This window comes from uncultured Georgenia sp. (assembly GCF_937958535.1).
GTDB lineage: Bacteria > Actinomycetota > Actinomycetes > Actinomycetales > Actinomycetaceae > Oceanitalea.
The window spans coordinates 1-13,606 of the sequence record NZ_CALGNQ010000266.1 but is presented as its reverse complement, the minus strand read 5'-3'; the positions used below and the strand labels follow the sequence as shown (position 1 = coordinate 13,606).

The 13,606-nt window shown below is 74.1% G+C and carries 15 protein-coding genes; 4 read left to right on the top strand and 11 right to left on the bottom strand.

Annotated elements, in window-relative coordinates; translation table 11 throughout:
* From Q0195_RS14545 to Q0195_RS14525, 5 genes are all read right to left on the bottom strand, one after another.
* A partial coding sequence (locus tag Q0195_RS14545; RefSeq protein ID WP_299279797.1) for a 1-deoxy-D-xylulose-5-phosphate synthase N-terminal domain-containing protein occupies window positions 1-352 on the bottom strand: 352 nt, incomplete at its 3' end.
* A 103-nt stretch (window positions 353-455) separates the two neighbouring features.
* Window positions 456-1,058 (bottom strand): DinB family protein, encoded by a 603-nt coding sequence (locus Q0195_RS14540; protein ID WP_299279795.1) that lies wholly within the window; start codon window positions 1,056-1,058, stop codon window positions 456-458.
* A gap of 98 nt (window positions 1,059-1,156) precedes the next feature.
* A complete protein-coding gene (locus Q0195_RS14535) occupies window positions 1,157-3,979 on the bottom strand; it encodes an aconitate hydratase (RefSeq protein ID WP_299279793.1) in 2,823 nt (940 codons plus the stop codon).
* 161 nt (window positions 3,980-4,140) lie between these two features.
* On the bottom strand, window positions 4,141-5,448 hold the full coding sequence (locus tag Q0195_RS14530) for a TRAM domain-containing protein (RefSeq protein WP_299279792.1): 1,308 nt from the start codon (window positions 5,446-5,448) through the stop codon (window positions 4,141-4,143).
* A 3-nt stretch (window positions 5,449-5,451) separates the two neighbouring features.
* Window positions 5,452-7,110 (bottom strand): hypothetical protein, encoded by a 1,659-nt coding sequence (locus Q0195_RS14525; RefSeq protein WP_299279790.1) that lies wholly within the window; start codon window positions 7,108-7,110, stop codon window positions 5,452-5,454.
* A gap of 53 nt (window positions 7,111-7,163) precedes the next feature.
* On the opposite strand from Q0195_RS14525, the gene Q0195_RS14520 reads away from it, so the two are divergent.
* Entirely contained in the window at window positions 7,164-7,814 is a 651-nt protein-coding gene (locus Q0195_RS14520; RefSeq protein WP_299279801.1) for a TrkA family potassium uptake protein, read from the top strand.
* Window positions 7,814-8,488 carry a TrkA family potassium uptake protein gene (locus Q0195_RS14515; RefSeq protein ID WP_299279789.1) on the top strand — a complete coding sequence of 225 codons (675 nt, stop codon included), beginning with the start codon at window positions 7,814-7,816 and terminating at the stop codon, window positions 8,486-8,488. Before Q0195_RS14520 ends, Q0195_RS14515 begins: the two co-directional genes overlap by 1 nt.
* On the opposite strand, the gene Q0195_RS14510 is transcribed toward Q0195_RS14515, so the two are convergent.
* Genes Q0195_RS14510 through dut form a run of 4 tightly spaced genes read right to left on the bottom strand, consistent with a single transcriptional unit; the run spans window position 8,424 to window position 10,604 of the window.
* Entirely contained in the window at window positions 8,424-9,137 is a 714-nt protein-coding gene (locus Q0195_RS14510; RefSeq protein ID WP_299279787.1) for a DUF3159 domain-containing protein, read from the bottom strand. The genes Q0195_RS14515 and Q0195_RS14510 overlap by 65 nt on opposite strands.
* The gene (locus tag Q0195_RS14505) at window positions 9,134-9,412 is read right to left on the bottom strand and encodes an OB-fold nucleic acid binding domain-containing protein (protein WP_299279786.1); all 279 of its coding nucleotides are present in this window, start codon (window positions 9,410-9,412) and stop codon (window positions 9,134-9,136) included. The genes Q0195_RS14510 and Q0195_RS14505 overlap by 4 nt, the downstream gene beginning before the upstream one ends.
* 5 nt (window positions 9,413-9,417) lie before the next feature.
* Window positions 9,418-10,125 carry a DUF3710 domain-containing protein gene (locus tag Q0195_RS14500; RefSeq protein WP_299279784.1) on the bottom strand — a complete coding sequence of 236 codons (708 nt, stop codon included), beginning with the start codon at window positions 10,123-10,125 and terminating at the stop codon, window positions 9,418-9,420.
* Window positions 10,125-10,604: a dUTP diphosphatase gene (dut, locus tag Q0195_RS14495; RefSeq protein ID WP_299279782.1), complete on the bottom strand. Its 480-nt coding sequence runs from the start codon at window positions 10,602-10,604 to the stop codon at window positions 10,125-10,127. The genes Q0195_RS14500 and dut overlap by 1 nt, the downstream gene beginning before the upstream one ends.
* Before the next feature lie 68 nt (window positions 10,605-10,672).
* Between dut and Q0195_RS14490 the strand changes: the two genes are divergently transcribed.
* Window positions 10,673-11,182 carry a DUF3093 domain-containing protein gene (locus Q0195_RS14490; protein WP_299279781.1) on the top strand — a complete coding sequence of 170 codons (510 nt, stop codon included), beginning with the start codon at window positions 10,673-10,675 and terminating at the stop codon, window positions 11,180-11,182.
* Here the strand turns inward: Q0195_RS14490 and Q0195_RS14485 are convergent.
* Entirely contained in the window at window positions 11,137-11,436 is a 300-nt protein-coding gene (locus tag Q0195_RS14485) for a DUF4193 domain-containing protein (protein ID WP_299279799.1), read from the bottom strand. The genes Q0195_RS14490 and Q0195_RS14485 overlap by 46 nt on opposite strands.
* A gap of 211 nt (window positions 11,437-11,647) precedes the next feature.
* Window positions 11,648-12,484: an inositol monophosphatase family protein gene (locus tag Q0195_RS14480; protein WP_299279779.1), complete on the bottom strand. Its 837-nt coding sequence runs from the start codon at window positions 12,482-12,484 to the stop codon at window positions 11,648-11,650.
* A gap of 176 nt (window positions 12,485-12,660) precedes the next feature.
* Between Q0195_RS14480 and sepH the strand changes: the two genes are divergently transcribed.
* The coding region (sepH, locus tag Q0195_RS14475) for a septation protein SepH (protein ID WP_299279777.1) at window positions 12,661-13,606 on the top strand (946 nt) is incomplete at its 3' end.

Genomic DNA, 13,606 nt, shown 5'->3' with positions numbered 1-13,606 from the left:
CGGTCGAGGCGTGGGAGTTCTCCACGATGTCGTGCTCGGACTCGGCCCGGCTCGGATAACCCGAGATGCCGTCCTGCTTGCGCAGCCTGCTGAAGTCCTTCCGCCCGGTGAGGAGCTTGTGGACGTAGGCCTGGTGACCGGTGTCGAAGACGATCCGGTCACGGGGTGAGGTGAAGACCCGGTGGATCGCCAGGGTGAGCTCCACGACCCCGAGGTTGGGGCCGAGATGACCGCCGGTCTTGGAGACGGAGTCCACGAGGTAGTCGCGCAGCTCCTTGGCGAGCACCTCGAGCTCCGCGCTCGTCAGCGAGCGCAGGTCCGACGGCCGGCGCACCCGTCCCAGCTGGCTCATCGCGCACCTTCCCGCTCGACGAACAACATGCGCGCTCACCTTACGCTGCGCCGCGCGACGACGCGAGAACGGCCGCCGTGGCGTGCCGCGTCTCCGCCCGGTCTCACGCCCCGGTGCGCTGGAGGTCGGTGAGGAGGAACACCTCGGCGCCGTGGTGGATGAGCTCACGGTTCATGTGCAGCACGAGGTGGCCGAACGGGGAGGCGGCGTCGACCTCGGTCGCCTGGCTCAGCCCGACGGTCATGAACTCCTCGTCCGGGACACCCGCGACGCCGGTGCGCCACGCCTCCACCCAGCGGGCCAGCTCGCCCCGGGCGGCGTCGACCTCCCCGTGGACGACGGCGTCGCCGCGGCGCCTGCGCCGCTCGCCGAAGGTCCACTCCCAGCGCTCGAAGTAGGTCTCGGTGAGGTGGGCGACGAGCCAGGCGATGGTGCGCGGCCCGGGGTGGTCGTATCCCTCGGGCCACTCGGCGACCCACTCCCCCACCCCGAGGGTGCGCGGCGTGCGTTCCGCACCCCGGCGGACGACGCCGAGCGTGCCGGGCCGCGCCTCCCAGGTGAACTCCTCCTGGGTGACGGTCGCCAGCCGCTCCCACAGCTCACCCCAGGAGAAACCGAGCTGCCCGAGCGCCATCGCCTTGGCGGTGGGCACGGTCAGGATCGACCAGTCGAACTCCGCCGGCCCGTAGTCGCCCTCGACAACCATGCCGCTCTCCCTCCCGGATGCCAGGACGCCGACAGTACAGTCCCCACCCCACAGGAGGCGAGGAACCGTACTGCCGGCGTCGTGGACCGGAGGCCGGGTCAGGCGGTCTGTTTGGCCAGGCTCCGCAGGACGTACTGGAGGATGCCGCCGTGGCGGTAGTAGTCCGCCTCACCGGGGGTGTCGATGCGGACCACGGCGTCGAACTCGACGGTGGAGCCGTCCTCCTTGGTGGCCGTCACCTTCACGGTGCGCGGCGTGCGGCCCTCGTTGAGCTCGGTGATGCCGGAGATCGCGTAGGTCTCCGTGCCGTCGAGGCCGAGGGAGTCGGCGCTCTGGCCGGCCGGGAACTCCAGCGGGAGCACGCCCATGCCGATGAGGTTCGAGCGGTGGATCCGCTCGAAGCTCTCGGCGATGACGGCCTTGATGCCGAGCAGGGTCGTGCCCTTGGCGGCCCAGTCGCGCGAGGAGCCGGAGCCGTACTCCTTACCGCCCAGGACGACGAGCGGGATGCCGGCCTCCTGGTAGGCCATCGAGGCGTCGTAGATCGTGTCCTGCTCACCGGTGAGGAAGTTCTTGGTGAAGCCTCCCTCGACGCCGTCGAGCAGCTGGTTGCGCAGCCGGATGTTGGCGAAGGTGCCGCGGATCATGACCTCGTGGTTGCCGCGGCGCGAGCCGTAGGAGTTGAAGTCCTTGCGCGCGACGCCGTGCTCCAGGAGGTACTGGCCCGCCGGGCTGTCCGGCTTGATCGCACCGGCCGGGGAGATGTGGTCGGTGGTCACCGAGTCGCCCAGCTTGGCCAGGACGCGGGCCCCGCTGATGTCGGTGACCGGCTCCGGCTCGGCGCTCATGCCCTCGAAGTACGGGGCCTTGCGCACGTAGGTGGACTCCGGGTCCCACTCGAAGATGTCGCCCTCGGGGGTGGGCAGCGACTGCCAGCGCTCGTCGCCGGTGAAGACGTCGGCGTAGTCCTCCTTGAACATGTCCTGGCTCACGGCGCCGGCGATGACCGCGTCGATCTCGGCCGGGCTGGGCCAGATGTCGCGCAGGTAGACGTCGTTGCCGTCCTTGTCCTTGCCCAGCGGCTCGTTCTCGAAGTCGAAGTCCATCGTTCCGGCCAAACCGTAGGCGATGACGAGCGGCGGGGAGGCCAGGTAGTTCATCTTCGTGTCCGGGTGGATCCGGCCCTCGAAGTTACGGTTGCCCGAGAGCACCGAGGCGACGGCGAGGTCGTTGTCGTTGATCGCCTGGGAGATCTCCTCCGGCAGCGGCCCGGAGTTGCCGATGCACGTCGTGCAGCCGAAGCCGACGAGGTGGTAGCCGAGCTTCTCCAGGTAGGGCCACACCCCGGCCTTGTCGTAGTAGTTCGCCACGACCTGCGACCCGGGGGCCATGGAGGTCTTGACCCAGGGCTTGGTCTCCAGCCCCTTCTCCACGGCGTTCTTCGCCAGCAGGGCGGCGCCGAGCATGACGGAGGGGTTGGAGGTGTTGGTGCAGGAGGTGATCGCGGCGATGACGACGGCGCCGTGGTCCAGCTCGACGTCGGTGCCGTCCTCGAGCGTCACACGGACCGGGTTGCTCGGGCGCTCGAAGTCGTTCGGCGGGGCGGCCGAGTGCACGGGGCGGCCCAGGTGCGAGGACTCCTCGGTCGGGTCCGGGGAGACCGGGTCGGAGGCCGGGAAGGTGTCGGCCAGCTCCTTGTCCAGCGGGCTGGCCACGGCCGGCTTGCCGTTGACGACGTAGTTCTTGATGTCCGCACGCCACTGCTGCTTGGCCTCGCTCAGCGCGATGCGGTCCTGGGGACGCTTCGGGCCGGCGATGGAGGGCACCACGGTGGACAGGTCGAGCTCGACGTACTCGGAGTAGCGGACCTCGCGCGACGGGTCGTGCCACAGGCCCTGCTCCTTGGCGTAGGCCTCGACGAGCGCGATCTGGTCCTCCGGGCGGCCGGTGAGGCGCAGGTAGTCCAGGGTGACCTGGTCGATCGGGAAGATCGACACGGTCGAGCCGAACTCCGGGCTCATGTTGCCGATGGTGGCGCGGTTGGCCAGCGGCACCGCGCCGACGCCCTCGCCGTAGAACTCGACGAACTTGCCGACGACGCCGTGCTCGCGCAGCTTCTCGGCGATCGTGAGGACGACGTCGGTGGCGGTCGCGCCGTCCGGGATCTCCCCGGTGAGCTTGAAGCCGACGACCTTGGGGATGAGCATGCTGATCGGCTGGCCGAGCATGGCTGCCTCGGCCTCGATGCCCCCGACGCCCCAGCCCAGCACGCCCAGGCCGTTGACCATCGGGGTGTGGGAGTCGGTGCCGACGCAGCTGTCCGGGTAGGCCTGGACGACGCCGTCCTGCTCGCGGGTCATGACGGTGCGCGCCAGGTACTCGAGGTTGACCTGGTGGACGATGCCGGTGCCCGGCGGGACGACCTTGAAGTTCTCGAAGGCGTTCTGGCCCCAGCGCAGGAACTGGTAGCGCTCGCCGTTGCGCTCGTACTCGATCTCGACGTTGCGCTGGAAGGCCTGCGGGTTGCCGAAGACGTCGACGATGACCGAGTGGTCGATGACGAGCTCGGCCGGCGCCAGCGGGTTGATCTTCGTCGGGTCGCCGCCGAGCTCGGCCATGGCCTCGCGCATGACGGCGAGGTCGACGATGCACGGCACGCCGGTGAAGTCCTGCATGACGACGCGGCCGGGGGTGAACTGGATCTCGACGTCAGGCTCCGCGTCCGGGTCCCACGACGCGAGTGCGCGGACGTGGTCGGCGGTGACGTTCGCGCCGTCCTCGGTGCGCAGCAGGTTCTCGGCGAGGATCTTCAGGCTGTAGGGCAGCCGGTCCAGACCCTCGACCGCGTCCAGTCGGTAGATCTCGTAGTCCTGTTCGCCCACCGTGAGGGTGGCGCGGGCTCCAAAGCTGTCGACGCTCACATCTGCTCCTCAATGCCGCTTCGCTGCTGCTTGCCGGCTCGTCTGTCATGGTCCCACGCGGGTGGCACCGACGCAGCAGCCCACCCACAAGTTATCTCGACATCAAGATACTTACCGCGGCGGGCGATGTCACGCCGGCGGCGCGGCGCGCCGCACGGTCATCACGCCGCCGGCTCGAGCACCGCCACGCACTCCACGTGGTGGGTGTGGGGGAAGAGGTCGTACCCGGTGAGGGCGGTGACCGCGTAGCCGTGGTCCACCGCGCTGCGCAGGTCGCGGGCGAGCGCCGCCGGGTCGCAGGCCACGTAGACCATCCGCCCCGGACGCAGCCGGGCGAGGGCCGCCATCACCGCGGTACCGGCGCCGGAGCGCGGCGGGTCGAGCACGACCGTGTCGACAGCGCCCTGCCCGGCGAGCCCGTCGACCACCGGGGCGGTGACGGCCGCCGCGTGGAGCACCGCCTGGGGCGCGGCGTGGAGGTTGCGCTTGGCGTCCTTGACGGCCCGCTCGTCGACCTCGACGGCGTCCACCCGGCCCTGCTCCCCGACGGCGAGCGCGAGCGGCAGGGTCAGCAGCCCGGCACCGGCGTAGAGGTCGACGACGCGCTGCCCGGGCTCGGGGGCGGCCGCCGCCAGCACCTCGCGCACCAGCGTGGCCGGGGCGTCACGGTGCACCTGCCAGAAGCCGGCGGCGTCCACCCGGTAGGTCAGCTCGCCGTGGGGTGAGGGCACCCGCTCCCGCACCCCCACCCGCGCCGCCGGTGCGGCGTCGCGCCGCCCCTTCGTGCCGCGCCTGGCGGCCGGGGCCGGGCCGAGGAGGCGGGTGGGGTGGTCCGGGTCCACCGGGCGGCCGTCCACCAGCACCACCGGGCGTCCCACGCTCGGGGCGACGACGTCGACCCGGGTGCCCGGCCGCAGACCCGCCCAGCGGTCGGGGGCGAAGAGGTCGAGGTCGGTGATCGCCGGGACGGCGAGCGGCATCTGGCGCAGTGCCCGCACCTCGTGGCTGCGGTGGCGGAACATCCCGGCCCGTGAGTCCGCGTCGAGGACGAGGTCGATGCGGGTGCGGGTGCCCAGGCCGTCCCGGTCGTCGTCGTCCCCGAGCGGGTGGACGACGAGCGGGCCGAGGTGGTCGAGCTCGAGGTGACCGATGCGCCGCAGCGCGTCGCGGACGACGTCGGCCTTCCAGCGCCGCTGCGCGGGCAGCGTGAGGTGGGCCAGCTCGCCGCCGCCCACCCCGCCGGGACCGGCCTCCGGCCAGCGGCTCGGCACCCGGTCCGGGGAGGCCTCGTGGACGTGGACGGCCTCACCGCGCCAGAACCGGCGGCCCTCCCCCGCGTCGGTGAGGCGGACGTCGACGACCTCGCCTGGTGCCGTGTGGCGGACGAAGACGACGCGACCGTCCACCCGCGCGACGCAGTGGCCGCCGTGGGCGGGCGGACCGACGGTGACCCTGGTCAGGACGTCCATGCTTCAGCTCTCCTCGACGTGCCACGGCACGGTGGTGACGACGGTTCCCGGGAGCGCCAGCAGGCGGTCCCGGAGCCGGTGCGGTGTGCGCCGCAGCAGCGCGCGCCGCCACCGCTGGGGGGCGGTCGGTTCCGGCAGGTAGACGACGGCCAGGCCGTCCGGGTCGCGCTCGGTGTCGACGTGGGCGACGATCGCGTCCGCCGCCCGGCCGGGCGGTGCGGCGAGCTCGACGAGCGGCACCGGCAGGTCGAGCGCGGACCACTGCTCGCGCAGCGCCGCCGCGGCGGCGTCGTCGGTCGGCACAGTGAGGGCTTCGAGCGACGTGGCGCGCAGCGCGCGGGCGTAGGCGACCGCACGGACCGTGGGCCGGTCGAGCGCGGGGACGACGACGAAGGCACGCACCACGGTGGGCAGCGGCCGGTCCTCGGCGGCGTGCGCGAGGGCCAGCCGGGCCCGCTGCTCGCGGTCGTGTCGGCTCACGCCCCACATCATCACCCACCCGGCACCGAGCGCGAGCGCGGCCGGCCACCCGGGCACCGCGGCCGTGGCCAGCATCACGGCGGCGACGACCGCGGCCACCGTCGTGACGAGCCGACCGCGGATCGCCTGCCGGCGGGCCACCGGCTGGTACTGCGTCTCCAGGGTCTGCTGCCAGCACCGCCGGGCGGCGAGCAGGGTGAGCAGTGCGTGCGCGAGCACGGCGACCGCCACCCCGGCCAGGAGCCGGAGGAGGTCACCGGAGGCCAGGAGGAGCGCGCCGCCGGCGACGGCCACGGCGAGGACACGCGACACCCGGTCGGGGTGCGCCGGCACGCCGGTGTGCCACGGTCGTAGGGGCGGCAGCCCGGACAGCGTCGCGGTGGCCGCGGCGAGCAGGACCAGGGCGAGGACGAGCGCGAGCGCCGCCGTCCCCGGACGGCCCACCGGGGCGAACGCGACGAGGACGCTGGGCGCGGCCCCGTGGGCCGCACCGGTGCCGGCGGCCGGGAGGGCGACGCCGCCGCCGGTCGCTGCGACCGTGCCGAGGACGTCGCGCCGCTCCCGGGGCGCGGACCAGGGGGCGGGAAGGAGCGGTCGGACGAGCACGCCCCCCACGGCCGCAACGAGGACGGCGGCGCGCAGGACGGGGGCGTCGCCGGCGCCGTCGACGCCGCCGGACGCGGACACGGCCCCGACGACCACGACGAGGGCCACCGCCACCGCACCGCACCACGCCGCCCCGCGCAGCACCCGCGGGGCGAGCGGCCGCAGCGAGGCGAGCACGACGGCAGCGAGCATGCCGAGGCCGAGGAGCACCTCCCCGCCGCTGCGCTCGGGCAGGGCGACCCCCACCACCGCCGAGGCACCCGTGACGCAGGCGGCGAGCAGGAGGCCGCGCTGGAGCAGCACGGCCACCGGCAGCAGCGTGGGTGCGCGCAGGAGGTCGGTGACAGCACGCCGGTCGGGCAGGCGCCACAGGCCGAGGAGGACGACACCGACCCCGACGAGGAGCCCGGCCACGACCCAGGGGACGAGGCGCAGACCGCGCGGCCCGAGCGCACCCAGCGCCGCCTCGGCACACAGCAGCGAGACCGCGGCGGCGGGCAGCGGCAGGCGCGGCGGCCGCGGCCGGCGCGGCCCGACGAGCAGGCCCCGGTGGACGACCGTGCGGTCCGGGCTCACGGCGCACATGCTAGGGCGGCGGGCGGTAGCGTGCCGATGTGCACTTCGTGATCATGGGCTGCGGGCGGGTGGGTGCCTCGCTGGCCACGCAGCTGGAGGCACACGGCCACTCGGTGGCGGTGCTCGACCAGAACCCCGAGGCGTTCCGGCGCCTGCCCGAGGACTTCTCCGGGCGGCGGGTCACCGGACTGGGCTTCGACCGTGACGCGCTCTCCCAGGCCGGCGTGGAGGACGCCTACGGCTTTGCCGCCGTCTCCAGCGGGGACAACTCCAACGTCCTGGCCGCGCGGGTCGCCCGGGAGACGTTCGGGGTGGACAACGTCGTCGCACGCATCTACGACCCACGCCGGGCGGAGGTGTACGAGCGGCTCGGCATCCCCACCGTGGCCACGGTGCGGTGGACCGCGGACCAGGTGCTGCGGCGGCTGCTGCCCACCCGGGCGGTGGCCGACTTCACCGACGCCTCCGGCCGGGTGTCGCTGGTCCAGGTGGACGTGCACCCCGGCTGGGCGGGCCACGCGCTCACCGCGCTGGAGGCCGCCTCGGGCGTCCGCGCCGCCTTCGTCACCCGGCGTGGGACGGCGTTCCTCCCCGACGCGGACACCGTGCTGCAGGACGGCGACGTCCTCCACGTGCTGCTGCACACCGCCGAGGTGGGTGTGGTCCACCGCGTGCTCGGCGACCCTCCGCCGGAGGTGGGCTGATGCGGGTGGTCATCGCCGGAGCCGGCAGCGTCGGGCGCTCGATCGCCCGCGAGCTGCTCGCCCACGGCCACGAGGTCACGCTCATCGACCGGCACCCGGCGGCGATGCGGATCGCCTCGGTGCCCGACGCCGAGTGGCAGCTGGCCGACGCCTGCGAGATCTCCACCCTCACCGAGGCGGACCTGGCCACGTGCGACGTCGTCGTCGCCGCCACCGGGGACGACAAGGCGAACCTCGTCGTCTCGCTCCTCGCCAAGACGGAGTTCGGCGTGCCCCGGGTGGTGGCACGGGTGAACAACCCGAAGAACGAGTGGATGTTCGACGCCGCGTGGGGTGTGGACGTGCCCGTCTCGACCCCGCGGATCATGACGGCGCTGGTGGAGGAGGCGGTCAGCGTCGGGGACCTCGTGCGCATCTTCACCTTCCACGGCTCCGCGACGAGCCTGCACGAGGTCACGCTCGCCCCGGGCTCGCCCGTGGCGGGGCGAACGGTGCGCGAGGTCGACTGGGGGCCGGGGTGCTTCCTGGCCGCGCTCATCCGGGCCGGGGAGGCGGTCCCGCCGGAGGGGGACGAGCGGATGGTCGCCGGTGACCGGCTGGTGCTCGTCCTCAGTGAGCGGGCGGACCCGGCTGCCCTGCAGGAGCTCCTCGCTCCCGCACGAGGAGCCACGTGAGCCACAGGGTCAGCGCCCACAGCGGCACCCCCATGACGAGCCGGGCGGTGCCCAGCCACGCGGTCGACGCGTCGAGGTAGAGCGGCACCTGGACGGCGAGCCGGGCGCAGAACAGGGCGATCCACAGCCAGGTCGCGGCCGTGTAGCGGCGCAGCCGGGGGCGCAGGGCCGGGTCGGTGCGCCAGCCGAAGCCCTCCTGGCGCAGCAGCGCGGTCACGACGCCGACCGCCGGCCAGCGCACGAGCACGCTGAGGAGCAGCGCGGCCGCGTAGGCGGCGTTGGTCCACAGCCCGAAGACGAAGTAGTCCTGCGCCTGGCCGGAGCGCCACGCCCACACCACGCCGATGAGCACGCCGACGACGCCGCCGAGCGCCTGGGTCACCGGGGTGCCGCCGATGAGGCGGGCGACGACGAGGACGACCGCGACGGCGAGCGAGGCGAGGAGCGGGGGCAGCAGCTGCTGCCCGGTCGCGAGGTAGACGACGATGAACACGAGACCGGGGGCCACGGACTCCACGAGCCCGCGCACCCCGCCGATGGCCTCGGCCAGGGAGAAGTCCTCCCCGGCGAGCTGGCCCATCCGGGACCGCGCAACGGCCTCGGGGACGGCGTCCGCAGCGGCGTCCGGGTCGCTCGAGCCTGTGGTCATGGGGTGTCCTCCCGCAGCAGCCGGTAGGCCGGGTTGAAGATGGTGGGACGCTGTCGCCCCGAGTACACCATGCCCTCGGCGACGAGCCGGCGGCCGGGGTCGATGCCGGGGATGTGCCGGCGGCCCAGCCACACGAGGTCGAGCTCGCCGGTCCCGTCCGACAGTCGCGCGACCACGCCGGGCGGGCCGCCGCTCGGCCGGGAGGTCACGGAGAGGAGGACCCCCTCGACCTCGGCGCGCTCCCGGGGACGGACCCGGGCGACGGGTTCGGGCACCGTGCTCAGCGGATCTCGGTGATCTCCGGCCCGCGGCTGAGCGGGTCGAAGGCCGCGCCCGGCGTGCCGGGCGCCGCCGGTGCGGCCCCGCCGGGCTTGCCGGGCATGTGCAGGGTGAGCACGTCCCGCGGCGGGCGGGCCTCCTGCCCGCGCACGACGACGACGTCGGCGAAGAGCTCCTCCAGCGGCTTGGCCGCGTCGGGGTCGATCGCGGCCTGGCCGCTGAGCACCCCGCGCAGGAACCACCGTGAGCCGTCGACGCCGATGAACCGGGCGGGACGGTGCCCCATCCGGCCGTCCTGCGTGGTCACCGGGAGCCGGGCGAGCAGCTCGCGGCCGAAGGGGCCGTCGACCTCGTCGGCGGTGCCACCCTGCTTCTCCACCGAGGCGACGATCTCCGGCCGCAGCTCGTCCCACAGCCCACCGGACCGGGGGGCGGCGAAGGCCTGTAGCTGGAGCGCCGACCCGGACATCTGGACGCTCACCCCGACGATCTGCCGGGTGCGCTTCTCCAGCTCCATGCGGACCTTGAGCCCGGGGCGGGCGGGCACCCGCAGCGCGCCGAGGTCGAGCCGCTGGCCGAGCTCGGGCATGTGGGACACGTCCCAGGGGCCGCGCTCCGGTCGCTCCGGCTCCGGCGCCGGCTCGGTGACGACCTCGGGGGTCGTCTCCGGCTCCTCCTGCTTCCTGCGCCGTCGTGAGAACAGCCTCATCAGCCTTCGCCTCCTGCTCCGGCGGCCTGCCAGCCGCCCGTCGACCCGAGACCTCCCGTGCCGCGGGCGGACACGGTGAGGTCCTCCACCTCGGTGAACCGTGCCTGTGCGACCCGTTGGACCACCAGCTGGGCGATGCGGTCGCCGCGGGCGATCCGCACCGGCTGCCGGAGATCGGTGTTGAGCAGGATCACGTGGATCTCACCGCGGAACCCGGCATCCACGGTACCCGGGGCGTTGACGACCGTGACGCCGTGCCGGGCCGCGAGCCCCGAGCGCGGGTGGACGAAGGCCGCCCAGCCCGTCGGCAGGGCGATGGCCACCCCGGTCGGGACGACGGCCCGCTCCCCCGGCCCGAGCTCGACGTCGTGCCGGGCGTGCAGGTCGGCCCCGGCGTCGCCCGGGTGGGCGTACGCGGGGGTGGGCAGGTCGGGGTCGAGCTTGCGCAGCGGCACGTCGACGACGTCGTAGTCACTCACGCCCGAGACTGTACTGACTCGGTCGTGGACGGCCCTAACCCGGCCGAGCGGCTCGGTAGGTTTGGGGGGTGGACACCGTCATCTTCCGGGAGCGGCTGCACCCCCGGGCCACGAACATCGCCCTGGGGGTCGTCGCGGGCCTGGCGGCCGGGACCGTCGTCTGGCCCTTCCACGAGGTGGCCGGCTACGTCCTCGCCGCGGTCGCGGCCCTCACGATCGACGTCCTCCTCTGGGTGACGTCACCGGTGGTCGTCGTCGACCTCGGCGCCGCCGAGCTGGGTGAGACGCCCGTGCTGCACGCCGGTTCGGCACACATCGGCGTCGAGCACCTGGGAGAGCCCGAGGTGCTCGACGTCGACGGTTTGCGGGCGGCCATGGGGCCGGAGGCCGATGCCCGCGCCTTCGTCTGCCACCGCCCGTGGGTGCGGCAGGGTGTGCGCGTGGCGGTCGTCGACCCCCGTGACCCGGCACCGTACTGGCTCGTGGCCAGCCGGCGCCCGGCGGAGCTCGCCGCTGCCCTGCGCAGGGCAGGTCAGGCGGCGCACTCCGAGCAGACGAGCTGGCCGCCGTCCTCATAGGCCAGCTGGCTGCGGTGGTGCACCAGGAAGCACCGCGAGCAGGTGAACTCGTCAGCCTGACGCGGCAGCACGCGGACGGAGAGCTCCTCGTTGCTGAGGTCGGCGCCGGGCAGCTCGAAGCCCTCGGCCGCCTCCGCCTCGTCCTCGTCGACCACGGGGGAGGCCTTCTCCGCCCGCCGAGCCTTCAGCTCCTCGATCGAGTCCTCGGAGAGGTCCTCCTCGTTCTTGCGTGGCGCGTCGTAGTCGGTCGCCATGTAGACGTCACGCTCCGGTTCGTCTCGTCGTGTCACCGGCACTGGCTGTGCCGTACCCCAGGAACGCAACGGTCGGCTCGTTGTTCCCGCGGCAGGCAGATTGTGCACCATGCGGACCCGGAAAGTCGCCACCGTTCCGCCTGTTTCCAGGGTGGGATCCGCCACCTTCGCCCGGTTTCGCCCTGAGCGGAGCACCGCCCGGGCGCCGGCGTCATGCCGCGGGGGTGTCGACCAGCGGTCCGAGCACGTCGACGAGCGCGGCGACCAGCGGCTGTGGCCCGGCGACGGTGACGCCCTCCACCCCGTCCTTGCCGAGCCGCCGGACGACCCCGCCGGCCTCGGTGACGACGAGGACGCCGGCCGCCATGTCCCAGGGGTTGAGGTACTGCTCGTAGTAGAGGTCGAGCCGGCCCTCGGCGACGAGGCACAGGTCGACGGCGGCCGAGCCCAGGCGTCGGATGTCGCGCACCCGCGGCAGCACCTCGTGCAGGATCCGGGCCTGGTCGCGGCGTCGCTCCTCGGTGTAGGCGAAGCCGGTGCCCACGAGCGCGGTGGCCAGCTCGGGCACGGGGGGCGGCGTGAGGCGTTCGCCGTCAGCGAACGCACCGTGGCCGCGGGCGGCGGTCCACGTGCGGTCCATCGCCGGGGCGTGCACGGCGCCGGCGAGCAGCTCCCAGCCGAAGGGGTCGGGGCCGGTGGCACGGGCGACCGCGATGCTCACCGAGAAACTGGGCAGGCCGTAGACGAAGTTCGTCGTGCCGTCGATCGGGTCGACCACCCACACCAGCCCGGAGCTGCCCTCGAGCCGGCCCTCCTCCTCGCCGAGGACCCCGTCGGTGGGCCGCAGCTCCGCCAGCCGGCGCCGGATCAGCGCCTCGGCGGCCTGGTCCACCTCGGTGACGAGGTCGACCCCCGAGCTCTTCGTCGACGCGACGGCGACCGAGCCGCGCAGCGCCTCCCGGACGAGGTCCCCCGCCTCCCGGGCGACCATCTCGGCCGTGCGGGCCAGCTCGGCGGGCTCCGGGGTCTCCTGTGCGGCGTGCGTCATGGTGGTGTGCGTCCTCTCCTGGCAGGTCACGTACTCCTCACCACGCCGCGGCGCCTGCCCGCCGGGGCGGTGAGCGTGGTCCATCCTGGCAGGGGCGGGCAAACACACCGACCGCAATCCGGCATCCGAGCCGCGAGCGGTGGCACCCTCGACACAGACCTCGAAGGGGGACGACCATGCTAGAGCTCGAACTCGTCGGGCTGCACAGCGACGGCGAGCACCTCACGCTCGCCGGTCCGGACGGCCAGCGCTACCGGCTGCTGGTCGACGACGCGCTGCGGGCTGCCGTCCGGCGTGACCGACCCCAGCTCGAGCAGATCCGGGCCGGAGAGGGGCTGCGCCCCAAGGAGATCCAGGCCCGCATCCGGGCCGGGGCCACGGCGCAGGAGGTGGCCGAGGCCGCCGGCCTGCCGGTGGAGCACGTCCAGCGCTACGAGGGCCCGGTGCTCGCCGAACGCAGCTGGGTGGTGGAGCAGGCCCGCCGCTTCACCGTCGGCCGCGCGGAGGACTCCCCGGAGCTGGGCGACCTCGTGCTGGACCGCCTGGCCGTCCGCGATGTCGCGGATGTCACGTGGGACGCCGTGCGCGAGCCGGAGCGTCCGTGGGAGCTGGTCGCCCGTTTCACCGCCGGGGGACGGCCGCGTGAGGCGCGCTGGGAGGTCGACATGGCGGCGCGGTCCACCCGCGCGCTGGACGACGAGGCGCGCTGGCTCTCGGAGACCGACGTCGCGCCGGGACCGCCGTCCCGTCGGCACCTCATGCCGGTACGGCTCTACGACGTCGAGGCGGACGGTGACCTCGGCCCGGCGATCGCCGCCGTCGACGCCGACCTCACCGACACCTCGCCGGAGGACCTCGGCTTCGGCGACCTCCCGGCCGCCAGCACCGACGACCTCCTCGCCGAGCTGCGCGCCACGCGCGGCACCCGCCCCGAGCTCGAGACCGGGCTGGAGGACGAGCTGCCCCCGCCGGCCCATCCGCCGGCGTCCCGGCCGCACGAGGCCGTCGACGCCCAGGTGCTGCCGCTGCCCCGCGACGCCCGCCCGGCCGGCGACGTCCCCGCCGCTCCCCCGTCCGCCCTGTCGCCGGAGCGGCCGGTCCCGCCGCCCGAGCGCACCGGCA

Excerpts from the sequence above, each read along its gene's own strand:
- Q0195_RS14540 (WP_299279795.1), bottom strand. The coding sequence starts at position 1,058 with ATGGTTGTCGAGGGCGACTACGGGCCGGCGGAGTTCGACTGGTCGATC.
- Q0195_RS14530 (WP_299279792.1), bottom strand. The coding sequence starts at position 5,448 with ATGGACGTCCTGACCAGGGTCACCGTCGGTCCGCCCGCCCACGGCGGC.
- Q0195_RS14520 (WP_299279801.1), top strand. The coding sequence starts at position 7,164 with ATGGGCTGCGGGCGGGTGGGTGCCTCGCTGGCCACGCAGCTGGAGGCA.
- Q0195_RS14515 (WP_299279789.1), top strand. The coding sequence starts at position 7,814 with ATGCGGGTGGTCATCGCCGGAGCCGGCAGCGTCGGGCGCTCGATCGCC.
- Q0195_RS14510 (WP_299279787.1), bottom strand. The coding sequence starts at position 9,137 with ATGACCACAGGCTCGAGCGACCCGGACGCCGCTGCGGACGCCGTCCCC.
- Q0195_RS14500 (WP_299279784.1), bottom strand. The coding sequence starts at position 10,125 with ATGAGGCTGTTCTCACGACGGCGCAGGAAGCAGGAGGAGCCGGAGACG.
- Q0195_RS14485 (WP_299279799.1), bottom strand. The coding sequence starts at position 11,436 with ATGGCGACCGACTACGACGCGCCACGCAAGAACGAGGAGGACCTCTCC.
- Q0195_RS14480 (WP_299279779.1), bottom strand. The coding sequence starts at position 12,484 with ATGACGCACGCCGCACAGGAGACCCCGGAGCCCGCCGAGCTGGCCCGC.